This is a genomic window from Hwanghaeella sp. 1Z406, from assembly GCF_048892425.1.
In the GTDB taxonomy this organism is placed as follows: Bacteria; Pseudomonadota; Alphaproteobacteria; order UBA8366; family Aestuariispiraceae; genus Pacificispira.
Genome location: NZ_JBLZHU010000001.1, coordinates 228,666 through 255,090, shown reverse-complemented (window position 1 = coordinate 255,090; position 26,425 = coordinate 228,666). Strand labels below are relative to the sequence as shown.

Here is a 26,425-nt window from a genome sequence, read left to right as displayed (position 1 = left end):
AACAGGGCGGCAGAGACCAGTCCTGAGCGCGGGCCAGTATGCGAGGTGACTGAAACGATGTGTGGTCAAGTATGAGCCATTTTGATGTTAGTTTCGAAGATCTGCCAGCCAGTGTGCCGATTTTTCCCCTAACCGGGGTTTTGTTGCTGCCGCGCGGTATGCTGCCACTGAATATCTTTGAACCTCGCTATCTGAACATGGTCAAGGATGCGCTAGCTGGGGATCGGTTGATCGCGATGGCGCAACCCTGCCAGAAATCTGCCGCAGTTAAATGCGATCCCCCGGTATATCCGATATGCTGTGCCGGGCGGATTACGGCATTTGAAGAAACAGACGATGGGCGCATCCTGATCTCCCTGAAAGGTCTCAGTCGTTTCCGGATATCTGAAGAACTGGCGACCACACGCGGTTATCGGCGTGTGATGGCAGATTGGCAGGACTTTGAAGCCGATCTTCAGGAAGATGCGGGGGACGGCGTTGATCGTGACGCCTTGTTTAAAAGCCTGAAGGCCTATTTCACCGCCCAGGGCATTCAGGCCAGCTGGGATGCCTTATGCGGAACCCCTAATGAGCGTTTGATAAATTCTCTGGCGATGATCTGCCCTTTTGCGCCCCCGGAAAAACAGGCCCTGTTGGAGGCGACCAGCCTGGCCGACCGCGCCAGGGTCCTGACCACGCTGGTCGAGATGGCCGTGCTTGACACAGGCGGGGATGGCAGCGAGAAATCTAAGCAATAGTCTGATGCATGGGAACGGCAGCGATGCCGCAATAAGAGGAAATGGACGCGATGGCTGGCGATACGAACAAGGATGTTCCTGGGGGACCCCAGGCTAAAACGCCCGGCATTGACAGGAACCTGTTGGAGTTTCTGGTCTGTCCCGTCACCCGCGGCACCCTGCGCTATGACGCCGCCGCGCAAGAGTTGATCAGCGATACGGCGGGGCTTGCCTATCCAATCCGCGACGGCATCCCGATCATGCTGCCCGAAGAAGCGCGGGAGATTAAGGCTAAATGACCGCCGGTTCCGATAATGGGTCCGACGCAACTGCACAGGATCGCTTTTCCACCAAGGCCTGGCCGACAGAGGTCAAACACATCAAGGCGGAAAAGCGACTGGAAGTACAATTCGACGATGGGGTGCGGTTTTCCTATCCCGCAGAATATCTGCGGGTCGAAAGCCCCTCTGCCGAGGTGCAGGGCCATTCTGCCAGCCAGAAGCAACTGGTCCCCGGTCGCCGCCATGTCGGCATCATGAAGCTTGAGCCCGTCGGCAACTATGCCATGCGCATCCTGTTTGATGACATGCACGATACGGGCCTCTATAGCTGGCAATATCTGTATGAACTGGGCGTCGAATACGATGAACGCTGGCAGTCCTATCTGAACGCCCTGGATTCAAAAGGCCTCAGTCGGGATCCGTGAACAGGGGAACCGTCTCCATAACCGCCGGTCGCGCCGCCATATCCTGACGCCAGTGTTCCAAGCCGGGATATTGGCGGATCATTTCCGCCCCTTCGGGTACCATCGCCAGATAAGCCAGCATTGGATATAAATGGATATCTGCCAGGGTTATCGCGGATCCCAGCATCCAGGGGCCATCCCTCTTCAATGCGGCGATAACATGCAGAATGGCAGGGGCAGTCTTAAGCCCCGCCGCCAGGGCGTCCGGATCCACCCTTTCCCCGAACTGTGGCGCAAAAAACCCCTGTGCAAAGACCTGACGCACAAAAGGCCAATAGGCATAGCTGTCAATGATTGAGAGGATCTGAGACTGCCTGGCGCGATCAACGGGGGTGGACGGTTGCAGGTCGGGGCCAGCGAATGCCTCATCCACATAACGGGTGATGGCGACAGTCTCATACAGGCTGAAATCTGCATGCTGCAGCACAGGCACACGCTTGAACGGACTTAGCGTCAGGAATTGATCTGGCAGGTCTGCCGCAAAGGGATCTGTTTCAACCCACTCATACACAATCCCTTTTTCCACCAAGGCTAGCTTGGCAATCCAAGAGTAAACACTGTAACGATAACCAATCAGGGAAAGAATCATCCTGTCTGTCCGTTCAATCTAAAAACCCCAAAAAATGTTGAACTCAAACAACACCTTATACCATCACAACCGTTAGCAGTTAACGGCACACGAAACATCAACTGTACCAACAAAAAATTGCATAACCGACAAAAGATTCAAGCGACTCATAAAGCTTTTGTTAATCAAAATCCTATAGTAAATAGCGCGATGATGCATCATCAGAGGGTGGGAACCTGAAACTCTGTATGAGACGCATGAAAAATGGAAAATGTGAACGCCCTGAATTATCCTATCCCATTCGATGAGGACTATCGCCTCCAGGTTCTTCATGAATTGAACATTCTCGATACTGAGAAGCAGACAGAATTTGACAGACTCGTCATACTGGCCAGCAAGTATTTCTCCACGAAAATGGCGCTCGTATCGCTCGTCGATAAAGACCGTCAATGGCTGAAATCAGCCTGTGGCGTGAATGTCACGGAAATGCCCCGGGATGCCTCATTTTGCACCCATAGTGTGGCAAAAAGGCGCCCTTTGTTGGTATTGGATGCGACGGAGGACTCCCGCTTCTATGACAATGATCTTGTGACCGGACCACCACACATTCGATTTTATGCTGGTTTCCCGATTTTCTTTGAAAATGCGGCTATTGGCAGCTTCTGTATCATTGATGACAAGCCACGCGACAACTTTTCCGAAGAAGATCAGGCCGCATTGAAAAATTTTACAGAAATCGTGCAGGATCAAATCAAGTTATTTTCGATTACCCGTTCGAATTCAAAAACCGCAGCAGAAGCTTTGCAAAGTTCCAAACGCTTGACCAAGGCTGGTACCCTGGCAAAGAAGCAATTCTTAGCCCTTATGAGCCACGAGTTGCGCACCCCCTTGAATGCCGTCATTGGATTTGCCGATGTCATTCACAACGAGCTGTTGGGACCCATCGAGAATTCTGCATACACATCCTATGCGAAAGAGATATCCAGATCTGGGCATCGCCAGTTGGAACTTATAAATCGGGTGTTGAAACTCGTTCAAACCGGGTCCCTCGAACTGGAGAAAACCAGATTTGATCTGGTGGAATTGGTGAAAGACTGTGCAGAGATTTTACGCAGCGAACAACTGCACAAGAAAATTGAACTATGCTTAACCCTGCCGTCGGACCCGATTTACATCAAATCAGACCAGACGATAACGCAGCAAATTATCTTGGAGCTTTTTGCGAACTGCATCAAGTTTTCCCCGAACAACAGTAAAATTTACGCCTATGCGGCAACCGACAGCCTGGGCCAAACCGTTTTGACAACCAGAAATCCTGGAAGAATAGAACGAGAGCTGGAACCAGAGTCCGATATCCAAGAAATTGGGGATATCGGCGATGTCTATTCGAGAAAAAAAGACGGGATCGGGCTCGGCTTACCTTTGGTGCAGAAGCTCTGCAACCTGCTGGGCGCGAAGTTCTTCATCGAAAATGAGAACAACAATCTGGTCCAAACAAAGGTCTTTTTCACCAAGAAAAATCAGGCCCCCGGTGCCAGCGAAAGACGCCAAGCGAGTTAGACAAGGTCAGACAAAAGTGCTCTAAAGCGCTTCGCCCCGCACCATGCGAGGCAGGTCTCCAACGACCCCCATGGCGTGGCGCATCAGGAAGTTTTTGGCGGGGGGCAGCCGATTGACGGCTGCCAGCCCAATATCCCGGATGGTGCGCAACGGCGGTACATCATTGGAGAACAATCGAACCAATCCGTCCGTCACGACCGTCAACAGAATGTTATCAAACCGCCGCCGCCGCTCATAGGCGCGCAAGGTCGCCGCACTGCCAACATCCAGGCCCAGTCGATGGCTATCGACGATCACCTCCGCCAGGGCGGCGACATCGCGCAACCCCATATTCAGCCCCTGCCCTGCAATCGGATGAATGGCATGGGCGGCATCTCCGATCAGAGCGAACCGTGTATCAGTATAACGGTCGGCCTGAAGCAGGCTAAGCGGATAGGCAAAGCGCGGGCCCACCAGTTCCAGGTCGCCAAGCCAGTCGCCAAACCGCAACGCCAGTTCCTGCAGGAACGCGTGATCGTCCATCGCCATAAAGCGTTGCGCAAGATCTGTCTGTTCTGACCAAACAATGTTGCAACGATTTTCCGTCATGGGCAGCATTGCAAACGGACCACCGGGCAGGAACAGTTCCACAGCAACCCCGTCATGGGCGCGCTCATGGCGCACGGTTGCGACAATGGATGTCTGATTATACGTCCATCCACTGGTTTTGATGCCCGCTTCTTTGCGGCGCATGGAGAATTTTCCATCCGCAGCAATCGCCAATGACGCATGGATTTCCCGGCCATCCTCCAGAACAACCGTGGCACAATCTGCATCGCGATCAATGCGCACGACGTCGGCGGGTGCGATCAGGGTCAAACCGTCTGTTTCCGCCGCAACCTTCTGCAAGGCCGTGCGCGTGATCCGGTTTTCAATGATCCATCCAAAGGGATCATCACCGACATCGGCGTGATCATAATGCAGGAATAAAGGCGACACACCGCGCAACGGATGACCATCAGCGACACGGATATCCCATATCGGCGATGCGTCAGCGGCCATATGCTGCCACACGCCCGCTGCTTCCAGCACCCTTTTGGATCCCAGGGCAATCGCAGATGCGCGACCGTCATAGGCCAGGTTCAGCACGGATGCCGGGGGTTCCCGATCCACCACGACAACCGATAGGCCCGACCGTGCCAAGGCAATCGCCAGAGTCATTCCCACCATGCCGCCGCCCGCAAAGACAACATCAACACGCTTGTTTGCCATTCGGCCACCCTTCGTCAAACACCAAATCCTTCCGTCAAAGGTTGCGCCATACGACCCGGAAGTCCAGCGTTCGATTGTCGCATTATTTTGCCTAAAAAATATGCAAATTTTATTTTCGGCTATTAATTGGGCATGAAAACTGTATCAAAAATTACCTAACCCTAAATAAATTTTACCTTAATGTATTGATAATTAACAATATTTCAAATTCATGACGGTTTGGCACGCATCTTGTTATTACCAATGCGAGCCTCATGCGTGGTGCAGGGTTCGCGCAAGCGAGCCATCGGGGATGTCGGCCGGGGGGTCGGTGATCATCCGGATGTCCCGAAGACTGTAGCGGCGCGTGGGAGGGAGCAATATCGCTTCAATAGAGAGGGAGCCCTCGGGGAAATCTATGAAACTGATCATGGCGATCATCAAACCCTTCAAGCTGGACGATGTGCGCGAAGCACTGACCGGACTTGGTGTACAGGGGTTAACCGCTACCGAAGTCAAAGGCTTCGGTCGTCAAAAGGGGCAGACAGAAGTATATCGCGGGGCTGAGTATTCCGTGAACTTCCTGCCAAAAGTCAAAATCGAAGTGGTTGTGCCATCTGATTTGGCCGACCAGACCGTCGAAGCAATTCAGAAGGCCGGCAACACCGGTCGAATTGGCGATGGCAAGATCTTCGTCCTCGACGTCGCTCAAGCCGTGCGCATTCGCACCGGCGAGACCGATGCCGACGCGCTTTAAGGGGAGATAATTCGATGATGACCGCATCAATCAAACGTTATGGTATTGCAGGAGCTGTCGCCGCTGCGATCAGCTTTATTGCAATGCCCGCAATGGCGGATGTTCCGCTGGAAACGCAGTATATTTTCAACAGCCTTTCCTTCCTGATGCATGGCTTCCTGGTCATGTGGATGGCGGCAGGTTTCGCCATGCTGGAAGCGGGTCTGGTTCGCTCTAAGAACACTGCGGCGCAATGCCTCAAGAATATCGGTATCTATTCGATCGCCGGTATCATGTTCTACCTGATCGGCTACAACCTGATGTATATGGATGTCAGCGGCTATTTCGGCAGCTTCGCAATTTGGGATGCCGGAACAATCGCTGCTGCAGACACCCTGGAAGGCGGCGAGTATTCCGCTGGTTCAGACTGGTTCTTCCAGATGGTCTTCGTTGCGGCAACAGCCTCAATCGTCTCTGGTACAGTGGCAGAGCGCGTCAAACTGTGGCCGTTTTTCGCATTCTGTGTCGTGCTGACCGCAATCATCTACCCGATCCAGGGTTCCTGGACCTGGGGCGGTGGCTGGCTCAGCGAAATGGGCTTCTCAGACTTCGCTGGCTCTACAATCGTGCATTCCGTTGGTGGTTGGGCAGCTTTGGCCGGTGCCCTTGTCATTGGTGCCCGTAAGGGTCGCTATGGTGACGGCGGACATCCAATGCCCGGTGCGAACCTTCCCCTGGCCACGCTTGGGACGTTTATCCTGTGGATGGGCTGGTTCGGCTTCAATGGCGGCTCTCAGCTTGCTATGGGCACAATGCAGGACATCTCCGACATCGGGACGATCTACATCAACACCAACCTGGCCGCAGCGGCTGGCGTTGTCGTGGCGATGATCCTGACCCAGATCCTGTATAAGAAAATCGATCTGACGATGGCTCTGAACGGTGCTTTGGCTGGTCTGGTCTCTATTACGGCTGAACCTTTGGCACCAAGCCCGATGCTGGCGATCTTCATTGGTGCCGTTGGCGGTGCCTTGGTTGTCTTTGCCGTGCCTCTGCTGGACAAGCTGAAAATTGACGATGTCGTCGGCGCAATCTCGGTCCACCTGGTTTGTGGTATCTGGGGCACGCTGGCGGTTGTCTTCTCCGGTGCGGACTTTGTTGTCCAGTTGACCGGTATTGTTGCAATCGGCGCCTTTGTCTTCGTCACCAGCTTTATCGTCTGGACGGTATTGAAACTGGTGGTCGGTGTCCGCGTCTCTGAAGAGGCTGAAATGCTCGGCCTCGACAAGGCGGACCTGGGCATGGAGGCCTATCCTGAATTTGGTGCGGGTTCGGCTTCTAAGTAAGAAGCCTGACGAAAACAAGGAAACAACCCACACCACACTGTTTCCACCCCGCAAACCTTATCCCCCGAGGAGTTCGCTCTTCGGGGGCCTTTTTTTTGCTTTGCAGCTAGCTGCGAACAAGCGCTGTTATTTTCCTCAATATCTAGTATATGGTACCCTATACACGGATTGGCGCGCATATTGCTTCTAGGGCTAGAAGAGTGAGGTCCTAAGCGAGCGCCAGAAGACCTTGCGGCACAAACAGCAATACGGATCGCGATATGGCCGGGCATCGGCTTGATCAATTGAAGAATTTTCCATTTCGTCGCATCGACGAATTGCTGACCGGCCTGGCGCCGGGTTACCCCCCTGTATTCATGCAAGTGGGCGAACCACAGGCCGCCGTACCTGCCATCGTTGCCCAAACGGTTACACAAACAGCGGCACTGTTTGGCAAATATCCCCCCCCCGCCGGATCGCCTGGATATCGGGAGGCCGTTGCGCGCTGGCTGGAACGTCGATACGGATTACAGGCAAACGCGATCAATGCAGCAGCACAGATTTCTGCCCTGTGCGGATCACGCGAAGGGTTGTTTCAGGCAACCCTGATGGCGATCCTGCGTAAGCGGGACCGGCTGGGCGATACCAGCATCACGCCAACTGTACTGGTCCCCAATCCGATGTATCATGTCTATTTCGGGGGCGCGATTGTCGGCGGCGCGGAACCGATCCTGGTTGATACAGTGGCCGAAAATGATTTCGTCCCGAATTATGCGGCACTGCCGCTGGAAGTATTGGATCGCGCAGCCATCTGTTTCTTTTGCACGCCTGGCAATCCAACGGGTGCAGTTGCAACCCGGGCAGCATTGACAGAAATGCTGGCCCTGGCCCGAAAGCATGACTTCGTGCTGGCAGTCGATGAATGTTATTCGGAAATCTGGTTTGATGCTCCACCGGCTGGCGGCTTTGACGCGGCCCAGGATTTGGGGGGATCGCCCGATAATCTGCTGGTCTTCAATTCCCTGTCCAAACGCTCTGGTTCTCCCGGCTTGCGGGTGGGATTCGTTGCTGGGGACCCCGCCTTAATCGAGCCCCTGCTGATGCTGCGCAGTTATGGCGGCGCGCAGGTGCCAGGCCCCCTGATGGCGGCGGGAGAGGCCCTATGGCAGGATGAAACCCATGTGACCGCAAATCGCGCCCATTACCTCAATTTGGTCGAAATTGCCGACTATCATCTGGGGCGGCTCCCCGGTTTTCATCGACCGGAAGCAGGGGTTTTCCTGTGGCTGAACACGAAAGCCACAGTCGGTGACGGAGAAACGGCGACGCGCCTGCTGTGGCAGCATGCCGGAATCAAGGTTATGCCAGGGCGATACATGTCCCAAACCGACCCGAATACCGGAAAAAGCCCAGGGGATGACTATATCCGCATTGCGCTGGTTCATGATCCGAAAACGGTTGAAGACGCCATGGGGCGCATTGCACAAGTTTTAAGCACACATAACTCGATCAATTGACGACGACACAGAGAGAGTAAGAGATGGTGGCAAAGACACAGGAAAAAGCAGCCTTTCTTCCAGATGGGGCAACTGATTACCTGAAGAAGCGAGGCATTGAATGCCTTGGCATCGGGCTGATCATTCTTGCCTTCGCGCTGTTGACGGCGCTTGTCTCCTATAGCCCTGCAGACCCATCGCCGAATAATGCCACCAGCCAGCCAGTCAGCAATCTGTTGGGGTATCCCGGTGCAAGCATTGCCGATGTCGCGCTGCAAAGCCTGGGCTTAGCCAGCTTCCTGGGATTCCCGCTTCTGGCCGGCTGGGGATGGCGGCTGGTTATGGATCGCGTGCTACCGCGCGCCTGGATCCGACTGGCCCTGACCCCGGCCCTGGCGGCCTTGACCGCCCTGGCACTGGCAACGCTTCCCCGCTATGACGCCTGGCCTTTGGGGGCCGGATTGGGCGGAATACTGGGGGATGTTATCCTCTCTGGAATAAGACCCCTGTTGGTTGGCATTGACCTGTCCTGGATCGGGCTGGCGGCTGCGGTTCCGGCTGTGACTATCGCCTTGTATGGATTTGGCATCACGTTATCAGAATGGCGCACGGTCATTGTGAAATCCTGGGCCGGTGCCAGGCGGGGTGCCGGCGCGCTGCGTAATGCCGACCAACTTGCCCCTGCCCTGAAAGAACTGGTTCTGCGGCGGGGCGATGGCCGCGTAGAGCCAACCCTGGCCCCGGCGATAAAGCGCGCAACGCCGCCGCGCGCCGCACCTTCTGCTCCCCGCGCCCAGCGAGAAGATCGGGTTGAAACACCGGAAAGCCCAAAACCATCCAAACGCGCCACAGAAGAGCGTCAGATCAAACTGGCCCTGCCGCCGCAGGATGGGGAATTCCACCTCCCTCCGTTGGATATTCTGGTCGACCGCCACCCTGATTCAGAGGCACAATCCAAGAATTCTGAAGGATTGGAACAGAATGCCCGCATGCTGGAAGGGGTGCTGGAAGATTTCGGCGTCAAAGGAGAAATTACCAAAGTACGCCCCGGCCCCGTCGTCACCCTGTATGAGTTGGAGCCCGCGCCTGGAACCAAAACCAGCCGCGTGATTGGTCTTAGTGATGATATCGCACGATCCATGTCCGCAATTTCCGTGCGCATCGCAACCGTTCCAGGGCGCAGCGTTATCGGGATCGAACTCCCCAATGCGCGCCGGGAAATGGTGGGCTATCGGGAACTGGTCGCATCCGACACATATGATAAGTCAAAGGCGAAATTGCCCTTGATTTTGGGGAAGGATATTGGCGGCACGCCGGAAGTTGTTGATCTGGCAACCATGCCCCACCTGCTGATCGCCGGGACCACCGGGTCCGGGAAATCCGTGGGCATGAACACAATGATCCTGTCCCTGCTGTATAAGCTGACGCCCGATCAATGCCGCTTTATTATGATCGACCCCAAGATGTTGGAATTATCCGTCTATGATAACATTCCGCATCTTCTGGCCCCGGTGGTGACCGACCCGAAGAAAGCCGTTGTCGCCTTGAAATGGGCGGTGCGTGAAATGGAAGACCGCTATCGTTCCATGTCCAAGCTGGGCGTGCGCAATATCGAAGGATACAACAAGCGCGTTGCCGAGGCGGATCGCAAGGGTGAGGTCATCACAAGGCGCGTACAGACCGGATTTGATTCCGAGACCCATAAGCCGATTTTTGAAGAAGAGCCGCTGGACCTGACCCCCCTGCCCTATATCGTCGTATTGGTCGACGAAATGGCGGATTTGATGCTTGTCGCGGGCAAGGATATTGAGGCATCCATCCAGCGCCTGGCCCAGATGGCGCGTGCGGCGGGGATCCACCTGATCATGGCAACCCAACGCCCATCCGTTGATGTTATCACGGGGACGATCAAGGCGAACTTCCCGACACGGATTTCATTTCAAGTCACCTCGAAAATTGACAGCCGCACAATTCTGGGCGAACAGGGCGCGGAACAATTGCTGGGCAAGGGCGATATGCTGCATATGGCAGGCGGTGGGCGCATCACCCGCGTCCATGGTCCTTTCGTCGATGACACAGAGGTTGAGGCCGTCTGTCAGTTCTTAAAAGCACAAGGTGTGCCGGCCTATGTTGAAAGTGTGACCGATGAAGACGATATGTCAGGGGGATTCGATACCGATGTCAGCGGCGCAAGCTCTCTTTCCGGGGGCAGCGGTGGTGACGACGGTGGTGAAAACGCGCTGTATGACCAGGCGGTTGCCCTGATTGCACGGGAAGGCAAATGCTCTACCAGCTTTGTCCAACGTCATTTACAAATCGGGTATAATCGTGCCGCCAGGATCGTTGAGCGCATGGAAAAGGAAGGGGTCGTCAGTGCGGCGAACCATGTTGGAAAGCGTGAAGTCTTGGTTGGTGATCATTCCCGGTAATCTTAAATACACTGCATCGCACCGCCGAAGCCGCGGCCTATTGGCCGCGCTGATTCTGGTGGCGGGGCTTGGTCTGTCCGGTCAAGTGAAGGCGGAATCCCAGGCCGTCGATCCCAACGCCGCGATTGAACGGCCAGAACAACACCAAATGGGCTCCGTCGAGCAGAAAATTCTGCTGTCAGAGATCGAAAGCTATTTTGACAAAATCAATACGCTAAAGGCGCGATTCCGCCAATTCAACATGGATGGAACTGTGTATCAGGGCGATGTCATGATGGACCGTCCCGGCAAGATGCGCATCGATTATGATGCCCCCCTGCCGTTCAAGATTATCGCAGATGGCACATTCTACATTTTCGTCGATGAAGATTTGAAAGAGGCGAGCCACATTCCTCTGGGGCTGACCCCGGCCTCCATGCTGTTGCGCCAGCCAATGAAACTTGGTGAAGAGCTTACAGTTCTGGATGCCGCCAAAGATAAGGGTTTCCTGCATATCACAGTTGCCCAGAAGGATGCGCCCGATGCAGGGTCACTGACCTTCACATTCTCAGAACAACCGTTGAGTCTGGTGCAATGGACTGTGGTTGATCAGCAGGGCACTGTCACCCGTGTCCTGCTGGAAAATGTACAAACCGGGATTGATTTGGATTCTGACCAGTTCTATTTCGTCAATCCGTGGATCACTAAAAACAATCGATAACCTGCGGTCTTACCCGAACGCATATGCATCCATGGCAAGAACATTATAGCATATGCTGTGATGCAATCTGCGCCCTTGAACAGCAGGATGCCCGCCCGCCATACCAGCCCCCAGGGCGACAAAGAAGGGCAGGAAATGTTCTGGTGTCGGATGGTTTTCGCGCCCCATCGGGGCCTGCATGAAATCCAATAGGGCCGGGATATCAGCGGCTGTTACCTTGTCATAGACCCAGTCCTGAAAGGTTGTAACCCAATCAGGCACTCCATCCTGCCCCAACTGACGCAGGCGCGCCCAGGCCCGCAGGTTATGGGTGATATTACCCGAGGCGAGGATCAGAATTCCCTCGTCGCGTAACGGAGCCAACGCCCTGCCCAGCGCCAGATGATGCGCCGCCCCAAGGTCTGTCTGGATGGACAATTGAATGACCGGAATATCCGCCTCCGGATAAATCAGGGTCAACGGCGTCCATGCCCCATGATCCAACCCCCGTTCTGAATCGCCATGGGTGGGGAAACCTGCATTTGAAAGCATGTCTTGAACCTGCCGGGCCAGATCGGGGGATCCGGGCGCGTCATACCGCATTTGATACAGGGCATCCGGGAACCCATAGAAATCATGCAAAACTGTCTGGTCAGGCCGAGTCGTGACCGATGGTTCAGCGGTTTCCCAATGCGCAGAAACCGCCAGGATCGCCTTCGGCCGAGGCAAATCCTTGGCCATGCACGACAAGAATTCCCGTGCCGGAATGTCTTCGAATGGAAGGGTCGGTGGGCCGTGGGACACAAAAACGGCGGGTATAGTTTCCTGTAACGTCATCGGGCCTCTCCATCATCACCAGAACTGTATAGTTACGAGAAGGACAAGCGGACGATAAGCCCTGTTGAAGGAAACGCATCGTCGACAAACAAGTGGCAATAAGAACAACGCCATTGTCTTAATACAAGAGCGCCCCGTCTCAGGGGGAGGGGAGAGACGGGGCGCATGCCTGTTTAAAGGCACCCAGGGCAACCACCTAAAAGGTTTATGCACCTGGTAGATACGCCGCTTGGGGTTTGGGGGAGGAGGTCAGCGGCGCATCCTCTATACCAAGGATATGGCCCGAACCGAGGCTTCTTAAAAGGTGAACAATATGCACCCCCGCTATGTTACAGGTGCATAGCTATTGCTCATTGCCGCGACCGTATCTGCCGACTCTTGCTATTCATAAAGTGACTGGTGCGATATTTACAAGGTACTGTCGCTTGCAAATGGCCCACGGCCTTCATAGCTTATTCTAAGTATAGTTCCCCAAACACCAGGATCCGCTTCTATGACATCGGCCACTCTTTTTGATCTACAGAAAATACTCCAGGACGCAGATATCATACGGGATGAAGCAGAAATAGAAGCGCTGTTGCGCGGTGCCGCCGCCGCCCCGCCAGACTCTCAAGACCGCTGGACGGATTTGATTGCCCCAAATGCGACCACGGCTGTGCGCGCCCAATTGGCCCAGGCTGGTCGTGCTTACATGGACGGGCTGGGCAGCCCCTTTACCGATGGGCCAGCGCCAAAGGAACGCCTGGACGCCCTGCGCGTTGAAATGCGCAAACAGGGATTGGATGGGTTGGTCATTCCCCGAACCGATGAATATCAGGGCGAATATATTGCGCAAAAGGCGGAACGGGTGCTGTGGCTGACGGGCTTTGCCGGGTCGGCCGGGACTGTTGTAGTCGGCCTGGACAAGGCGGCAATCTTCATTGATGGCCGCTATACGTTGCAGGTTCTCGATCAGGTCGATACCAGCCTGTTTACACCCCAGCATATGATTGAAGCCCCGGCAACTGACTGGATCGCGGAGAATTTCAAAGCCGGGGACAAAATTGGATTCGATCCCTGGCTGCACACACAACATGGCGCAGGCCACCTGAATTTAGCGGCCCAGCGTGCGGGGGCCAGCCTTGTGCGGGTTGAGCCAAACCCCGTCGATACGGTTTGGCAGGATCAACCCGCCGCTCCGCTGACCCCTGTTGTGCCGCAAACCCTCGAGTTCGCGGGCGAGGCATCAGAGGATAAACGCGCGCGCCTGGGCGCCGCCTTGGCCAAAAAGAGCATCGACGCCGCCGCAATCACCGCGACCGACTCCATCGCCTGGCTGTTGAATATGCGGGGCGGCGATGTGCCAAACTGTCCCCTACCGCTCAGCTTCGCGCTGTTACATCAGGACGGTGCGGTCGATTGGTTCATTGACGAGCGCAAATTAACGCCGTCTGTCCGCGCCTCGCTGGGCAATGCCGTCTCCCTGCGCCCGGAAAGCGACTATGCTGATGCATTGGCCGAACTGGGTCGCCAGGGCAAAACTGTGCAGGCCGATCCTGCCACGGCCCCCTGCCTGATCTTTGATCGCCTGCAGCAATATGGTGCCAGGATCGTGGAGGCCCCCGATCCCTGCCTGATGCCGAAATCCTGCAAGAATGCTGTTGAGATTGAGGGTACCCGCAGCGCCCATAAGCGCGATGGCGCGGCCCTGTCGAAATTCCTGCACTGGATCGCTGAAACAGCGCAGAAGGGCGGGTTGACTGAGTTGGAAGCCATCGACCACCTGCGCAGCATTCGCGAAAAGGGAGAGAACTTCCGGGGTCTGAGCTTCGACACGATTGCAGGCGCTGGCTCTAACGGCGCGGTGATCCATTATCGCGCTGGCCCCCGCACCAATAAGGCCATTGAATCGGGTCAATTACTGTTGGTCGACAGTGGCGCGCAATATCTGGATGGCACCACCGATGTCACCCGCACCATGGCGATTGGCACCCCAACGGCGGAGATGATCCACCGCTTCACGCTGGTCCTGAAAGGCCATATCGCGATTGCCACCGCCCGCTTTCCTGTTGGCGTGACCGGCAGTCAGTTGGACCCGCTTGCCCGCCTGCCGCTGTGGCAGGCTGGTCTGGATTTCGACCACGGCACCGGCCATGGGGTTGGCAGCTATCTGAATGTGCATGAAGGCCCGCAACGCATCGCCAAGGCCCATAACGCCGTCGCCTTGAAGCCCGGCATGATCCTGTCGAACGAGCCCGGCTATTACAAAGCGGGCGATTATGGCATCCGTATTGAAAATCTGGTCGTGGTGAAAGAAGTCGACACGCCCCCCACTGGCGCAGAACGCGCCCTGCTGGAATTTGAGACCATCACGCTGGCCCCCATCGACCGCACATTGATCGATGCGTCCCTGTTGTCACAGGACGAACGGACTTGGCTGAACGCCTATCACGCCCGAGTCTTCGCAGAAGTCGGACCGCAATTGGACGGGGCAGAGAAAGCCTGGCTGGAATCAGCAACCGCGCCAATTTAGGGCACCTTAAAGCCCCGCCTCTTTCCACCAGGTGTCGGTCAGGAATTTGCCGGGCAGGTCTTCATCATTGGGACTGTGCCCAGCGATGGCGATTTGGCGCTGCCATTCTTGTTTCAGGCTGTCGGGCAGTTTTTCCCCGCACCAGGGGCAAAAATCAATCTTCACCATTCGGACGGGGTGTTCATCCTTTAGTCGATCCACCGCCAGACGCCGAATGCCATATTCCCGAGTCCAGGGGATGTAGCAGATCATCACCCTGATATCTTCCATAGCATCTGATAAATTGCGACACAGATGGGCAGGCTTTTCCCTGGACCGATATTTACCAGTTCCCTTTGGATCTTTTAGCAAAAAATGATACCGCACCATGTAGTATCCTTCAGGAACATGAGGACGATGAACCTTCGGGCGGCGGCGGCGGTCTATTTGGCGGGTTACCCACCATTCCTCTGAACCATAAAAGCCATCCGGCAAGTCAACGAGTTTTGGATTCCCCCAATAAGGAAGGTAGATACCATATTCCTCTTTCAAAACCTTGGACCGGGCATGCTTCAGATTCCCAGGCAAGACGCGCCCTGACCAGGGGCAATAATCAATCCTGGCCGTATAACTCCTAAAAAACTCATTGTTCGTGCCGTGGGAATAAAACTCCTTCCAAATAGCCTGATTCACAATATAGATGCCATAATTCCGCGTCCCAGGGTCATACATAAGGCACACTTCGGGGTCCGACGCCGCCGCCTGCAGCGCCTCATGCTGATCCTGAAGTTGTTTTCCCCGTTTCAATCTCATTTTCTGAAACTTTACCATCTTTGATCGTATCTGCCCTGTCGGTCCATTCCCCAGTGACACCATCAATCGCCCCAAGATGACGGCCACTTTTAGAATAAACTTCTATTTCACTATGACCATAATCCCATTCATAGTAGCGGGAGTCTTTGCCTTTGAGACCATCACGCTGGCCCCGATCGACCGCACATTGATCGATGCGTCCCTGTTGTCACAGGACGAACGGACTTGGCTGAACGCCTATCACGCTCGAGTCTTCGCAGAAATCGGACCGCAATTGGACGGGGCAGAGAAAGCCTGGCTGGAATCAGCAACCGCGCCAATTTAGGGCACCTTAAAGCCCCGCCTCTTTCCACCAGGTGTCGGTCAGGAATTTGCCGGGCAGGTCTTCATCATTGGGACTGTGCCCAGCGATGGCGATTTGGCGCTGCCATTCTTGTTTCAGGCTGTCGGGCAGTTTTTCCCCGCACCAGGGGCAAAAATCAATCTTCACCATTCGGACGGGGTGTTCATCCTTTAGTCGATCCACCGCCAGACGCCGAATGCCATATTCCCGAGTCCAGGGGATGTAGCAGATCATCACCCTGATATCTTCCATAGCATCTGATAAATTGCGACACAGATGGGCAGGCTTTTCCCTGGACCGATATTTACCAGTTCCCTTTGGATCGTCGAGAAAGTCATGATACCAGACTTTATAATAGCCTTCCGGCACATGAGGTCGGCGTATCTTCGGGCGGCGGCGGCGGTCAATACCGCGGGTCGCCCACCATTCCTCTGACCTGTAAAAACCATCCGGCAACACTGTCGTATCAGGTGTCTCCCAATGGGCGCAGTTGATACCAAATTCGTCTCTTAGTGTTCGGGCCCTGGCATAGCGCAAATCACCGGGCAAAAGCCGACCAGACCAGGGGCAGTAGTCAATTTGCGCACCCCGCCTATGAAAAAAAATGTTCCCTGGCCCATAGTAGTAGAACTCTCTCCATATGGCTTGGTTCACAACGCAGACGCCATAAGTTCGAATTCCAGGATCATAGACAAGGCACACTTCGGGGTCCAACACCGCCGCCTGCAAAGCCTCATGCTGATCCTGAAGTCGTTTGCCCCGTTTCCGGCTCAAGTTCTGATCCTTTCTTCAAATCCGGTTTAGAAGTCCACTCCCCTGTAACCCCATCAATTGCCCCAAGATGGCGACCAGATTTATTGTAAACCTCTATTTCGCTATGACTGTAGTCCCAATCGTAATATCGATAATTCTTACCCTTAAGCCCATTAGTATATTTTCCATCTTTCATTGGATTTTTCTTGATCTGAGTCCATAAAAAACTCTGAGACGGGGCAATTTTGAGGTTCTCGCGAATTTTCCGCTCTTCCATAAGACGTCCTCCCTCGCCTTTTAAATAGTTATCATAAGCGCGTCTCTGTCCCTCAGTCAGCGAGATATTCGGTTCTTGGGTCATTCCCTCCCTATCGACATCAAAGCCTCTAAAGCCTTTGGCAAAAGGTGTTCTTCCTCCATGAATAATATGACCGCCGGCACCGCCGGGTTTCACATAGGTTCCAGGCAGAGGTTTACTGGGAAGTAATGTAATCTGCGGTACTTCATCGGACTGATCAGGAAAAGGGGATGGGTTGTTAGGCCCTAAGACATCGGATTGATCAGGACGACCGGAGTCACTTGGGTTTTGATCGTCATGAGCCCGTGAACTATCTGGGTAGGTTTCAGGCGCATCCAGGCCCGCAGGCGGGATAGCGGGGAAGGGCGGCATGATCGGGGGAAGAGTTTGGTTTGGATCCAATTGACAGGATGGATTTCTTACCCAACCGAATGGAGCAGACCATAGAAACGCAGGCTGGCCATTCGCGTCTTTTGGAATTTTATTTGTGTGCGCATACTGAACAAATGGGGCCTCCTTTCGCTCATCTGAGATACCCTCATTATTCTCTACAGCCAGTTTCTCCACCTGCGCTCGAATGGGGGTGGTTTGGTCAAAGGTCGCAGCCTGAGCGGGAGAAACACCCAGCGCCTTTGTTACCAGCCCCAGCAATGGGGAGGGGTGGGCTGGTTTGTCATTGAGAGCCTTTGGTGTGAAAAGCTTGTTCCTGTCGCCGGCAGTCGGAGTCGGCGTGCCTGATCCTCCCCGTATAAACGCGTCTGACAGATCGGGCGTTGACCCGGGCAATGGGGTCTTAGTGCCAAGCCGGTCTTGAAAAAGGGCGCGCAAATCCGCGGCACGGACCGCAGGCTTATCATCCTTCCCAAAACTGCCGGGCTTGTACTCGCCTGGATAAGCAAGCTTAAAGCCATCGGTAACCGCTTTGCGTAAACGGTCCCCAGTCTCCCCTTCCGCATGATAATCCGGATGGACCATCAGACCCTTTAGCACTTCATCAGGATCATCTTTTAGATCATTTTGCTTAGAACTTGGTTGATCCCCCATGCCGTGGGGTTTGGGGATGCTCAGGTTGTTAAAATCGTCCGCCGAGGTCTTGCCCTGGGATTGGCGAAATGCCTGCATACCCTGCACCAAGCCGCCCCGGCGGGGTTGCGTCGACCGAGAAAAGAAATCACTAAACGACATCTGATCTTCCTTTGTTCTTTTTAATGGTCGCTTTCGATAAGGTTCCTTATCCCTTAACGACCAAATGTGGGTTTGAATCGATGCTTCCCCGAAACATCGCACTAAAACAGCCCCATAAGGATGCAATCCCTTTAGGCTGAAATCAAAACGTGCAACAAAATATAATTTTTGTCAATTAAAAAGAACAAATAGGAACAAAAAATCGAAAATGGCTGGGAGCGCTTTCTTAGGGCGGGACTAGTCCCCCTGCGCATTCCAAAAGATTTCTTGATCAGTTGTCCCGCGAGCCTACCCGATAAAGGCTCAAGCATCTGGCGACTATAGTCCAGCATCCAACAATGCAGACGCATCAGCCCGCCGAGAGACAAACTTGCGGGGCGCGCCGGGGTGCTATTCCGCAGCGGCGTAGGCGGCCCAGCGGAGGTAGTAGTCGGCTTCTTCGGTATAGATCGAGCCTGTATGGGCCAGGAAGCTGGAATACAGTACGAAGCGGTCCGCCTCGAAGCTGCGATCCAGCGGCAAGCGCCGTTCCGCAACGAAGCGTTCCGCCTCCTGGATGCTGGTCGTTTTCAGGCGGGCCAGCGTCACATGGGGCAGGAACTTGCGGCTTTCAGGCTTGAACCCGCAGCGCACGGCGGCGGATTCGACCTTCCTTTGCAGATGCATCAGCCCCTCATCCTTGCGGGCCTGGGCGATTAGGGCACTGGGTCGACGCTTGTTGCCGAACCAGTTGAGCTGGTCCAGCGTGACGTCGAACGCCGGTGCATCAATGCGCATCAGGTCATGGGCGAGATCTTCGGCAGCGCCGTAATCAATCTCCCCAATAAACCGCAAAGTGAGGTGGAAGTTATCCGGATCGGTCCAACGAGCCCCAGGGAGCCCGTTCTGTAACCCGGTCAGCGCATCCCGAATATGGTCTGGGATGGGCAGGGCGACGAAAAGCCTAATCATGGCGCGCCTCCACTATATCTGGGGCCAAAATCGACCCCTACCCCCTTAATACCCGATTGGCGTAGCTTTGTGAATGGTTTCTATGTCGGAAAGTACATCTTCCGACAATTTCATGTCCCCGGTGGCGATTGCGGCCTTTAACTGATCCATCGTGCGGGCGCCGATAATGTTGGCGGTGGTGAATTCACGGGTGTTTACAAACGTATTGGCCATCTGGGCCGGATCCAGGCCATGTTTGCGCGCAACGGCCACATATTTCGCCGTTTCTTCGACGGCGCGAGGCGAAAGGTAACGCCCGAAATACTTACCAAACAGGGTCAGGCGCGCCCCTTCCGGCCAGGCACCGTCCAGATACTTACCCGACAAAGTGCCCATTGCCAGGGGCGAATAGGCCAGCATCCCGACCCCGGTGCGGCAGGAAACTTCTGCCAGTCCGAATTCATAATCCCGTTTCAACAGATTATAGGCATTCTGCACGGAAACGATTCGCGGCAGGTTCATCGTCTCCGCCATGCGCAGAAATTCCATCACGCCCCAGGGGGTCTCATTGGAAACGGCGATATGACGAACCTTCCCCGCAGTAACCAATTCTTCCAGGGCGCGCAGGGTTTCTTCCAGCGCGACACCATCTTTTTCCGGCACATGCGTGTAATTCATCGTGCCGAATGTCGTGGTTTCCCGTTCCGGCCAATGCAGTTGATAGACATCGATATAGTCGGTCTTCAGCCGCTTCAGACTGGCGTCACAGGCTTCCAGGATCGATTGACGGTCCAGGCGGGTTTCCCCGTCATGCAAGTGCGGGCGCATCCAGGGCAGTCGATTGGCGCGACCGGCGATCTTGCTGGCCAGGATGACTTCAGACCGGCGGCCCGTCTTTTCAAACCAGGTGCCGATGATTTCTTCGGTCCGACCATAGGTCTCTGCGCTGGGCGGAACTGAATAAAGCTCCGCCGTATCCCAGAAGTTAACCCCCTGATCCAGGGCATAATCCATCTGTTCATGGCCTTCAGCCTCGGTATTCTGTTGCCCCCAGGTCATTGTGCCCAAGCAGACAACGCTGACATCCAAATCAGTATGGCCAAGCTTATTGTAACGCATGGTAGATCAGGTCCCCTTTAATGGATTTCAGGGCACACGCCCCGTTATAGAAACAGTGTTAACACGCCCGTATAGGCATAAAGGCGATCCCGGCAGAATTCACCATTAGCGAAAAAGCCCGTGATAGGAAAGGTCCCTAAGGCCTCCGCAATCAATTGTGTTTCCTGACTGGGATCACTGAACTGGTTGGGACCACGTGCCGCGCAGGACACATAAACTCCACCCCGAATGGGTTGCTTGCCAGTCCGGGATTTCAATTCCGACAGCATGCGACGCATATCGGAAACGGCGGTGGTTGGATCGCGCCGACAGAACATCACCCGATCGCCCGGATTAAGATGCGCCGCAATTGCCACGGCCCCTTGATGCGGATCTATGGCCACCAGATTGCGCACGGTATAATCACCCAAATCGGACCCTTCCACGGGCAAGGCGGCGAAAATGTATCCCGCGCACCGATTAAGATCCCGCGCCAGAATTTCACCAATATCCTCCTTGAAGACCTCCAGCGCGGGACGGCCATTCAATTCCAGAATCACATGGTCCTGAGCATTGGTGATAGTGTGAGCGGGGCCAATCGGGCTGCATCCCTGGCTTAATGCTGTTTGCAGCGGGATATGCGCCAGCGACAGCAACGCCCCGCTGAGACCCTGCCCGTCCGGGCCATCTGCGATTTGGGAGCCTGGACCCTGAGCGGCGCTCAATCCCCCGATCAGGAAGCCATCCGTCTCCTGGACGATATCATCCATCAGGCCACCCAATAACCCATTCCCAGGATCGCCATGGGCCAGAACGACCGGCGGCACATCAGAAGACAGCCAATCACTGTATTGCGCGCTGATCCGGTCACTTTCACCCCGCAGGCCAGAAAAGACCCGAAAGCCATCATTCTGGAACGGACACAGCATGACCGACAGGCTGGGGGTGCCGAAATTTTCTGCAAAATCTCCAGTCGCCGCATCCGTCCCAATCGTCCCGTAGCCAACAGTTCCCACCCAATGGGGAACACCCGTGGCCTGACCCAGCGCAGCCTCTATTTCTGCGGAATGCGTCGCATAGTGGGGCGTCATGTATATCAGGCCCAACTGGTGATCGGAATTCGCCCCCCGCAATGCCGGTAACAGGGAGTCCAATGCCTCCTTCCAGGTTTGTCCGGTCCCTTGTGCTGATAAGAAGTCTGCACCCGCCGTCACGATGCGCCCTTTTGGCTTAAATCGGACAGGGCCTTTTCAACAATGGGCAGAATGCGGGTCACGATCACGTCCACCCCCGCCCCTGTCGGATGCATGCCATCCCCCTGATTCAAGCTGGCATCGGCGGCAACCCCATCCAGAAAGAAGGGATAAAACAAAGTATCATATTCTGCCGCCAGGTCTGGGAAGACCGCATTGAATTCGTCGCTGTATTCCCGCCCCAGATTTGGCGGTGCCATCATTCCGGTCAGGAGAACCTTAACTCCGGCTGCCTGAGCTTTTTCGATAATAGCCGCCAGATTTTTCCGGGTCTCAGAAGGCGGCAATCCGCGTAATCCATCATTAGCGCCCAATTCCAGGATCATCAGGTCCGGCTTATCAGCAAACAGCCAATCAACACGGCTCAACCCGCCTTTCGAGGTATCGCCCGATACGCCCCCATTGACGACCCGCGCGTCATGGCCCGCCTCGGTCAGCGCTGCCTGCAGCTTGTTGGGGAAACTTTCCGCCTTGGACAGGCCATATCCTGCCGTCAGGCTGTCGCCCAGCGCCAGAATGGTTGTTTCCGCTGAGGCGTGCCCAATTCCCAATGTCCCAAAAACTAAGGACATTGCGACCAGCAATCCATTGATTGTGCAGCGCAACGGGCCATATAGCCTTGAAACGCTGATATAGATCGCATCGAAAGAAAGTGAGTTCATGACATCTCGCGCTGAAACTGAAGAAAACCAAAACGGAGTATCGCCGATGATTGATCTGCGCGATGTCCACCTAACACTTGGGTCTTTAGCGGGCGAGGTCAACATCTTGCGCGGCATTGATTTGTCGGTTGGGCGTGGAGAGACGGTCAGTGTTGTGGGACCATCGGGGTCCGGCAAGACATCCATGCTGATGATCGTGGCCGGGTTGGAACAGGCAACTTCGGGCAGCGTCCGAATTGGCGACCAGGATTTCCGTGGCTTGAGCGAAGATGGTCTGGCAGAATTTCGCCGCGACAATCTGGGAATTGTGTTTCAAAGCTTCCATTTGGTACCCACCATGACAGCGGTTGAAAATGTCGCAATCCCCCTGGAACTGGCCGGGCGACGCGACGCCTATGAGCGTGCCGCTGAGGTTTTGGAACAGGTCGGCCTGTCACACCGGCTGAGTCATTATCCTGGCCAGCTATCGGGCGGGGAACAACAGCGTGTCGCCCTGGCGCGTGCTTTTATCGGCAGCCCTAAATTGATCCTGGCCGACGAGCCGACAGGCAATCTGGACGCCGACACAGGACAACAAATCATCGATCTGATGTTCAATCTGGCACGCGATCATAAAACGACCCTGATGCTGATCACCCATGACGCGGATCTGGCGCAGGCCTGTGACCGAACCGTTGAGATGCGCGACGGGCGTCTGGTCAAAGACGCCGCATTGAAGGCGGCGGAATAAGATGGTTTCTGCACGCATCGCACGACGCGAATTGCGCGGCGGCCTGAAAGGGTTCCGTGTCTTTGTCGCCTGCCTGGCGCTTGGTGTTGCCGCCATTGCAGGCGTTGGGTCCCTGGCTTCCGCTATCGAGGCTGGGCTGAAAGCTGATGGCCGCGTTCTATTGGGCGGGGATATCGATCTGCGCCTGACCCATGTCGCCGCCGCCCCGAACAAACTGGAATGGCTGCGTGCCAATTCAGAACAGGTTTCCCAGGTCGTGGAAATGCGCGCCATGGCCATTCGCGCCGATGGGACGGACCGGCATCTGATCGAACTGAAAACCGTGGATGAGGCCTATCCCCTATACGGTAAACTGGTGCTGGAAGACGGCGTTTCGCTAAATGAACTGGACAAGCGCGATGGGGCATGGGGCCTGATTGCCGCGCCGCAACTGGTTGAGCGCATGGGGCTGTCCAAGGGCGATAGACTGAAAATCGGGGAAGCAACATTTGATTTGCGTGGAACCTTTCTGTCAGAACCGGATAAAGGAACACAGGCGTTTGACCTGGGCCCCCGCGTCTTCATTCCGCGCGCTGCCCTGGCAGAGACTCAATTGGAACAGCCAGGAAGTCTGATCCGATACCATTATCGCATCGCCCTGGCACCGGGCACCGATGTCGCCGCCTGGACGGAGCAACTGAACACTACCTTCCCAGGGGCTGGCTGGCGCGTTCGGGCCCTGGATGATGCCGCGCCCAATATTCAACGTTTCGTTGACCGCGTTGGGCTGTTCCTGACGCTGGTGGGGCTGACCGCATTGCTGGTCGGCGGCGTCGGTGTCGGCAATGCGGTACGGGCCTTCCTGAACCAGCGGACCGCGACAATCGCGACGCTGAAATGTCTGGGGGCTTCCAGCAGCACGATCTTTTCCATTTACATGCTGCAGGTCGGCGCATTGGCGATTGTTGGCATCATCGCTGGCTTGATTATTGGCGGTGCGGGCCCTGCATTGATCATCCCCTTGCTGGCCGACCGATTGCCGGTCGAGGCGCGAATGGGTCTTTACCCCTTCCCCCTGATCCTGGCGGCGGCATTCGGATTGCTGACAACATTGGTATTCGCATTGTGTCCGCTGGCAAAGGCAAGCAACTTGCCCGCCGCGACGCTGTTTCGCGACCTGCTGAATCCGGTAATGGGACGACCCGGCCCCAGAATGGCCATAGCCCTGTCACTTTGCGCCATTGCTCTGGTTGGTTTGGCGGTATTGACCGCAGATCAACCCCTTGTCGCCCTGGCTTTCTGTGGTGGGGCGGTTGGCACCCTGTTGGCCTTTCGCGCCGCAGCCAGTGGGGCAATGACCTTGGCCAGGCGTTTGCCACGCGCGCGCAATATCCGCATCGCTTTGGCGGTCGCAAATCTGCATCGACCCGGCGCGCCGACAGCCAGTGTTGTCGTTTCGTTGGGCCTGGGCCTGACCGTCCTGATCGCCGTTGCAATGATCGAAGGGAATCTGTCCAAACAGGTTTCCGAAACCTTCCGGGGGGAAGCGCCAGGATTCTATTTCATCGATATTCAGCCGGATCAGATTGATGATTTCCGCACAGATCTGGACAATTTCAATGGATTGGATCGATATGACACGGTCCCCATGCTGCGCGGGCGTATAACCGCCTTAGCCGGGGTTCCTGTGGAACAGATTGAACCCCCGTCAGAGGTCGCGTGGATTTTGAGGGGGGATCGCGGCATCACATGGTCGCGCACGCCCCCAATCCAAGGAAGCGAAATCGTCGAAGGTGACTGGTGGCCGGAAGACTATTCCGATGCCAGCCGGACCCTGGTCAGCTTTGATGCAGAAGCCGCCGAACTGCTGAATCTCAAGATCGGTGATAAAATTACGGTTAATGTCCTGGGCCGGGAGATTGAGGCAGAAATCTCAAACCTTCGGGATATCGACTGGACCACTCTGGGGATCAATTTCGTCATGATCTTTTCCCCCGGTGTAATTGAAAGCGCCCCGCAGATGTATATCGCCACCGCCTATTTGCCTGCGGATCGCGAAGTCGCCCTGGAACAGGAACTGACCGACCAATTCCCCAATGTGTCAGCCATCCGGGTCAAGGAAGTCCTGGAAGGCGTCGATAAAATTCTGAAAGACCTGGGGACGGCTGTGACCGCCATCGCTGGCATCGCCATACTGGCCGGTATTCTGGTTCTGGCAGGTGCCGTGGCCGCAGGGCACAATCGGCGGATTTATGAATCCGTCGTGCTGAAGGTATTGGGGGCAACCCGCCGGGATATCCTGATCGCCTATTTGCTGGAATTTGGCCTGTTAGGGCTTATGACAGCGGTGATTGCCGGTGTGGTTGGGGGCATCGCAGCCTATGTTGTGATTGAATTTGTGATGCAGGCAGAATGGATCTTTGTGCCCGAAGCCGCTGCCCTGACAGTGGTGGTCGCCCTGATCGCAACCGTGTCTATGGGCTTTGTCGGAACATGGTCCGCCCTGGGCAAGAAAGCGGCCCCCCTGATGCGAAATGAATAAGCCAAAAAGATGAAATTTTTGGCACATCTTACTGTTGAAACAGTGTATAAGAATGTCCATATGAGTTAAGAAAATCGCGCTTCGGTGACCGGCATGGGCATCACCCTCCCCATACCGGCCACGACCGGGCGCGGCTGGAGAGTTTCACGGGGGTGACTACTAAAGGGGCAATGAGCCATGGCTCTCAATCCGAATCGTTATGCATCACAGACTGGTAGCGTCAGTCAGGCGGAAATCGACGCTGGCCTGCGGTCCTATATGCTGCGCGTCTATAATTACATGGCGCTGGGCGTCGCCTTCACAGGCGTGCTGGTCTTCGCATTGGCGCAAAATCCTGAAATCATGGTCACCATCGCCGTTGGGCCCATGAAATGGGTTCTGTTTGCGGCCTTGATTGGTATGGGCTTCTTCTCCCACCGCATTATCTCAATGAAATCCACTGCGGCTGCACACGCCTTCTACTGGGTCTATTGCGCGCTCTGGGGCGTGATGATTTCCCCCATGGTGGCCTATTTCCTGCAATCAACCGAAGGGTCGATGGATGTCGCGCGGGCGTTCTTCATCACCTCTGGCATGTTTGCGGGTGTCAGCCTGTTTGGCTACACCACCAAAAAGAACCTCAGCGGGTTCGCAACATTCTTCATGATGGCGATGATCGGCCTGGTGATTGCCATGGTCGTGAATATGTTCCTGGCCTCCACGGGCTTTGCCCTGCTGATTTCGTTTGCTGTCGTGGTTATTTTTGCCGGGGTTACCGCCTATGAAACCCAGATGATCAAGAACATGTACCACGAAAATCTGGGTGATGATCAGGTGACCAAGTTCGCCCTGTTCGGTGCCTTGGCGCTGTATGGCAGCTTCGTTACGCTGTTCATTCACATCCTGAACATCCTCAGCATCATGCGGAACTGATCCCGCATCATCTGAATAATGTTACGCCGCCCGGCAGGTCTCTGCCGGGCGGTTTTGCTTTTGGACAGCCCCATAAAGCTGATCCGTGATATCCAGGCGAAAAGCTCTTGCAGCG

25 protein-coding genes are annotated in these 26,425 nt (G+C 55.3%); 14 read left to right on the top strand and 11 right to left on the bottom strand.

Features of this window, described 5'->3' with window-relative positions; genetic code table 11:
* Positions 1 to 71: 71 nt before the first annotated feature.
* Genes ACOSDR_RS01175 through ACOSDR_RS01165 form a run of 3 tightly spaced genes read left to right on the top strand, consistent with a single transcriptional unit; the run spans position 72 to position 1,422 of the window.
* Positions 72 to 737: an LON peptidase substrate-binding domain-containing protein gene (locus ACOSDR_RS01175; protein WP_420722997.1), complete on the top strand. Its 666-nt coding sequence runs from the start codon at positions 72 to 74 to the stop codon at positions 735 to 737.
* 50 nt (positions 738 to 787) lie between these two features.
* Positions 788 to 1,015: a Trm112 family protein gene (locus ACOSDR_RS01170; RefSeq protein ID WP_420722996.1), complete on the top strand. Its 228-nt coding sequence runs from the start codon at positions 788 to 790 to the stop codon at positions 1,013 to 1,015.
* Positions 1,012 to 1,422: a gamma-butyrobetaine hydroxylase-like domain-containing protein gene (locus tag ACOSDR_RS01165; RefSeq protein WP_420722995.1), complete on the top strand. Its 411-nt coding sequence runs from the start codon at positions 1,012 to 1,014 to the stop codon at positions 1,420 to 1,422. The genes ACOSDR_RS01170 and ACOSDR_RS01165 overlap by 4 nt, the downstream gene beginning before the upstream one ends.
* On the opposite strand, the gene ACOSDR_RS01160 is transcribed toward ACOSDR_RS01165, so the two are convergent.
* Positions 1,406 to 2,050, bottom strand: coding sequence for a glutathione S-transferase family protein (locus ACOSDR_RS01160; RefSeq protein ID WP_420730150.1), 645 nt, complete (start codon positions 2,048 to 2,050; stop codon positions 1,406 to 1,408). The two genes, ACOSDR_RS01165 and ACOSDR_RS01160, sit on opposite strands and share 17 nt — an antisense overlap.
* A gap of 243 nt (positions 2,051 to 2,293) precedes the next feature.
* Here ACOSDR_RS01160 and ACOSDR_RS01155 point away from each other — a divergent pair, with 243 nt between their 5' ends.
* A complete protein-coding gene (locus ACOSDR_RS01155; protein WP_420722993.1) occupies positions 2,294 to 3,589 on the top strand; it encodes a GAF domain-containing sensor histidine kinase in 1,296 nt (431 codons plus the stop codon).
* A gap of 21 nt (positions 3,590 to 3,610) precedes the next feature.
* Here the strand turns inward: ACOSDR_RS01155 and ACOSDR_RS01150 are convergent, their stop codons facing one another.
* The gene (locus ACOSDR_RS01150; protein WP_420722992.1) at positions 3,611 to 4,840 is read right to left on the bottom strand and encodes a UbiH/UbiF/VisC/COQ6 family ubiquinone biosynthesis hydroxylase; all 1,230 of its coding nucleotides are present in this window, start codon (positions 4,838 to 4,840) and stop codon (positions 3,611 to 3,613) included.
* Between the two features lie 397 nt (positions 4,841 to 5,237).
* Here ACOSDR_RS01150 and ACOSDR_RS01145 point away from each other — a divergent pair, with 397 nt between their 5' ends.
* From ACOSDR_RS01145 to ACOSDR_RS01125, 5 genes are all read left to right on the top strand, one after another.
* Complete coding sequence (locus tag ACOSDR_RS01145) at positions 5,238 to 5,576, top strand: P-II family nitrogen regulator (protein ID WP_420722991.1); 339 nt, start codon at positions 5,238 to 5,240, stop codon at positions 5,574 to 5,576.
* A 14-nt stretch (positions 5,577 to 5,590) separates the two neighbouring features.
* Positions 5,591 to 6,901: an ammonium transporter gene (locus ACOSDR_RS01140; protein WP_420722990.1), complete on the top strand. Its 1,311-nt coding sequence runs from the start codon at positions 5,591 to 5,593 to the stop codon at positions 6,899 to 6,901.
* A 260-nt stretch (positions 6,902 to 7,161) separates the two neighbouring features.
* A complete protein-coding gene (locus ACOSDR_RS01135; RefSeq protein WP_420722989.1) occupies positions 7,162 to 8,397 on the top strand; it encodes an aminotransferase class I/II-fold pyridoxal phosphate-dependent enzyme in 1,236 nt (411 codons plus the stop codon).
* A gap of 23 nt (positions 8,398 to 8,420) precedes the next feature.
* The gene (locus tag ACOSDR_RS01130) at positions 8,421 to 10,805 is read left to right on the top strand and encodes a DNA translocase FtsK (protein ID WP_420722988.1); all 2,385 of its coding nucleotides are present in this window, start codon (positions 8,421 to 8,423) and stop codon (positions 10,803 to 10,805) included.
* Positions 10,750 to 11,505, top strand: coding sequence for a LolA family protein (locus ACOSDR_RS01125; RefSeq protein ID WP_420730149.1), 756 nt, complete (start codon positions 10,750 to 10,752; stop codon positions 11,503 to 11,505). The genes ACOSDR_RS01130 and ACOSDR_RS01125 overlap by 56 nt, the downstream gene beginning before the upstream one ends.
* 9 nt (positions 11,506 to 11,514) lie before the next feature.
* On the opposite strand, the gene ACOSDR_RS01120 is transcribed toward ACOSDR_RS01125, so the two are convergent.
* A complete protein-coding gene (locus tag ACOSDR_RS01120) occupies positions 11,515 to 12,321 on the bottom strand; it encodes a DODA-type extradiol aromatic ring-opening family dioxygenase (protein ID WP_420730148.1) in 807 nt (268 codons plus the stop codon).
* Positions 12,322 to 12,814: 493 nt separating this feature from the next.
* Here ACOSDR_RS01120 and ACOSDR_RS01115 point away from each other — a divergent pair, with 493 nt between their 5' ends.
* Complete coding sequence (locus tag ACOSDR_RS01115) at positions 12,815 to 14,833, top strand: aminopeptidase P family protein (protein ID WP_420730147.1); 2,019 nt, start codon at positions 12,815 to 12,817, stop codon at positions 14,831 to 14,833.
* Between the two features lie 6 nt (positions 14,834 to 14,839).
* On the opposite strand, the gene ACOSDR_RS01110 is transcribed toward ACOSDR_RS01115, so the two are convergent.
* Together ACOSDR_RS01110 and ACOSDR_RS01105 are read right to left on the bottom strand one after the other, a co-directional pair.
* Entirely contained in the window at positions 14,840 to 15,625 is a 786-nt protein-coding gene (locus tag ACOSDR_RS01110; protein ID WP_420730146.1) for a DUF6980 family protein, read from the bottom strand.
* Positions 15,585 to 15,821, bottom strand: a complete 237-nt coding sequence (locus tag ACOSDR_RS01105) for a colicin E3/pyocin S6 family cytotoxin (RefSeq protein WP_420730478.1) — start codon at positions 15,819 to 15,821, stop codon at positions 15,585 to 15,587. The genes ACOSDR_RS01110 and ACOSDR_RS01105 overlap by 41 nt, the downstream gene beginning before the upstream one ends.
* Between ACOSDR_RS01105 and ACOSDR_RS01100 the strand changes: the two genes are divergently transcribed.
* On the top strand, positions 15,738 to 15,950 hold the full coding sequence (locus ACOSDR_RS01100; protein ID WP_420730145.1) for a M24 family metallopeptidase C-terminal domain-containing protein: 213 nt from the start codon (positions 15,738 to 15,740) through the stop codon (positions 15,948 to 15,950). The genes ACOSDR_RS01105 and ACOSDR_RS01100 overlap by 84 nt on opposite strands.
* 6 nt (positions 15,951 to 15,956) lie before the next feature.
* Here the strand turns inward: ACOSDR_RS01100 and ACOSDR_RS01095 are convergent, their stop codons facing one another.
* The 6 genes from ACOSDR_RS01095 to ACOSDR_RS01070 all read right to left on the bottom strand — a co-directional run bounded on the left by ACOSDR_RS01095 (position 15,957) and on the right by ACOSDR_RS01070 (position 22,147).
* Positions 15,957 to 16,742: a DUF6980 family protein gene (locus ACOSDR_RS01095; protein WP_420730144.1), complete on the bottom strand. Its 786-nt coding sequence runs from the start codon at positions 16,740 to 16,742 to the stop codon at positions 15,957 to 15,959.
* The gene (locus ACOSDR_RS01090) at positions 16,702 to 18,204 is read right to left on the bottom strand and encodes a colicin E3/pyocin S6 family cytotoxin (RefSeq protein ID WP_420730143.1); all 1,503 of its coding nucleotides are present in this window, start codon (positions 18,202 to 18,204) and stop codon (positions 16,702 to 16,704) included. The genes ACOSDR_RS01095 and ACOSDR_RS01090 overlap by 41 nt, the downstream gene beginning before the upstream one ends.
* A 390-nt stretch (positions 18,205 to 18,594) precedes the next feature.
* The gene (gene thpR / locus ACOSDR_RS01085) at positions 18,595 to 19,155 is read right to left on the bottom strand and encodes an RNA 2',3'-cyclic phosphodiesterase (RefSeq protein ID WP_420722982.1); all 561 of its coding nucleotides are present in this window, start codon (positions 19,153 to 19,155) and stop codon (positions 18,595 to 18,597) included.
* A 45-nt stretch (positions 19,156 to 19,200) separates the two neighbouring features.
* Entirely contained in the window at positions 19,201 to 20,253 is a 1,053-nt protein-coding gene (locus ACOSDR_RS01080) for an NADP(H)-dependent aldo-keto reductase (protein ID WP_420730142.1), read from the bottom strand.
* A 44-nt stretch (positions 20,254 to 20,297) separates the two neighbouring features.
* Entirely contained in the window at positions 20,298 to 21,446 is a 1,149-nt protein-coding gene (locus tag ACOSDR_RS01075; RefSeq protein WP_420730141.1) for an FIST signal transduction protein, read from the bottom strand.
* A complete protein-coding gene (locus tag ACOSDR_RS01070) occupies positions 21,443 to 22,147 on the bottom strand; it encodes an arylesterase (RefSeq protein ID WP_420730140.1) in 705 nt (234 codons plus the stop codon). The genes ACOSDR_RS01075 and ACOSDR_RS01070 overlap by 4 nt, the downstream gene beginning before the upstream one ends.
* Between ACOSDR_RS01070 and ACOSDR_RS01065 the strand changes: the two genes are divergently transcribed.
* The 3 genes from ACOSDR_RS01065 (at position 22,146) to ACOSDR_RS01055 (ending at position 26,310) form a co-directional block, all read left to right on the top strand.
* Entirely contained in the window at positions 22,146 to 22,877 is a 732-nt protein-coding gene (locus tag ACOSDR_RS01065; RefSeq protein ID WP_420730139.1) for an ABC transporter ATP-binding protein, read from the top strand. The genes ACOSDR_RS01070 and ACOSDR_RS01065 overlap by 2 nt on opposite strands.
* Before the next feature lies 1 nt (position 22,878).
* Positions 22,879 to 25,398: an ABC transporter permease gene (locus ACOSDR_RS01060; protein WP_420730138.1), complete on the top strand. Its 2,520-nt coding sequence runs from the start codon at positions 22,879 to 22,881 to the stop codon at positions 25,396 to 25,398.
* Positions 25,399 to 25,575: 177 nt separating this feature from the next.
* The gene (locus ACOSDR_RS01055) at positions 25,576 to 26,310 is read left to right on the top strand and encodes a Bax inhibitor-1 family protein (protein WP_420722976.1); all 735 of its coding nucleotides are present in this window, start codon (positions 25,576 to 25,578) and stop codon (positions 26,308 to 26,310) included.
* The last annotated feature ends 115 nt before the right edge of the window (positions 26,311 to 26,425 follow it).

Coding starts and splice junctions, on each gene's coding strand:
- ACOSDR_RS01145 (WP_420722991.1), top strand. CDS start 5,238: ATGAAACTGATCATGGCGATCATCAAACCCTTCAAGCTGGACGATGTG.
- ACOSDR_RS01140 (WP_420722990.1), top strand. CDS start 5,591: ATGATGACCGCATCAATCAAACGTTATGGTATTGCAGGAGCTGTCGCC.
- ACOSDR_RS01160 (WP_420730150.1), bottom strand. CDS start 2,050: ATGATTCTTTCCCTGATTGGTTATCGTTACAGTGTTTACTCTTGGATT.
- ACOSDR_RS01170 (WP_420722996.1), top strand. CDS start 788: ATGGCTGGCGATACGAACAAGGATGTTCCTGGGGGACCCCAGGCTAAA.
- ACOSDR_RS01165 (WP_420722995.1), top strand. CDS start 1,012: ATGACCGCCGGTTCCGATAATGGGTCCGACGCAACTGCACAGGATCGC.
- ACOSDR_RS01070 (WP_420730140.1), bottom strand. CDS start 22,147: ATGAACTCACTTTCTTTCGATGCGATCTATATCAGCGTTTCAAGGCTA.
- ACOSDR_RS01130 (WP_420722988.1), top strand. CDS start 8,421: ATGGTGGCAAAGACACAGGAAAAAGCAGCCTTTCTTCCAGATGGGGCA.
- ACOSDR_RS01135 (WP_420722989.1), top strand. CDS start 7,162: ATGGCCGGGCATCGGCTTGATCAATTGAAGAATTTTCCATTTCGTCGC.
- ACOSDR_RS01150 (WP_420722992.1), bottom strand. CDS start 4,840: ATGGCAAACAAGCGTGTTGATGTTGTCTTTGCGGGCGGCGGCATGGTG.
- ACOSDR_RS01110 (WP_420730146.1), bottom strand. CDS start 15,625: ATGAGATTGAAACGGGGAAAACAACTTCAGGATCAGCATGAGGCGCTG.
- thpR (WP_420722982.1), bottom strand. CDS start 19,155: ATGATTAGGCTTTTCGTCGCCCTGCCCATCCCAGACCATATTCGGGAT.
- ACOSDR_RS01115 (WP_420730147.1), top strand. CDS start 12,815: ATGACATCGGCCACTCTTTTTGATCTACAGAAAATACTCCAGGACGCA.
- ACOSDR_RS01065 (WP_420730139.1), top strand. CDS start 22,146: ATGACATCTCGCGCTGAAACTGAAGAAAACCAAAACGGAGTATCGCCG.
- ACOSDR_RS01155 (WP_420722993.1), top strand. CDS start 2,294: ATGGAAAATGTGAACGCCCTGAATTATCCTATCCCATTCGATGAGGAC.
- ACOSDR_RS01080 (WP_420730142.1), bottom strand. CDS start 20,253: ATGCGTTACAATAAGCTTGGCCATACTGATTTGGATGTCAGCGTTGTC.
- ACOSDR_RS01090 (WP_420730143.1), bottom strand. CDS start 18,204: ATGTCGTTTAGTGATTTCTTTTCTCGGTCGACGCAACCCCGCCGGGGC.
- ACOSDR_RS01100 (WP_420730145.1), top strand. CDS start 15,738: ATGACCATAATCCCATTCATAGTAGCGGGAGTCTTTGCCTTTGAGACC.
- ACOSDR_RS01060 (WP_420730138.1), top strand. CDS start 22,879: ATGGTTTCTGCACGCATCGCACGACGCGAATTGCGCGGCGGCCTGAAA.
- ACOSDR_RS01175 (WP_420722997.1), top strand. CDS start 72: ATGAGCCATTTTGATGTTAGTTTCGAAGATCTGCCAGCCAGTGTGCCG.
- ACOSDR_RS01055 (WP_420722976.1), top strand. CDS start 25,576: ATGGCTCTCAATCCGAATCGTTATGCATCACAGACTGGTAGCGTCAGT.
- ACOSDR_RS01120 (WP_420730148.1), bottom strand. CDS start 12,321: ATGACGTTACAGGAAACTATACCCGCCGTTTTTGTGTCCCACGGCCCA.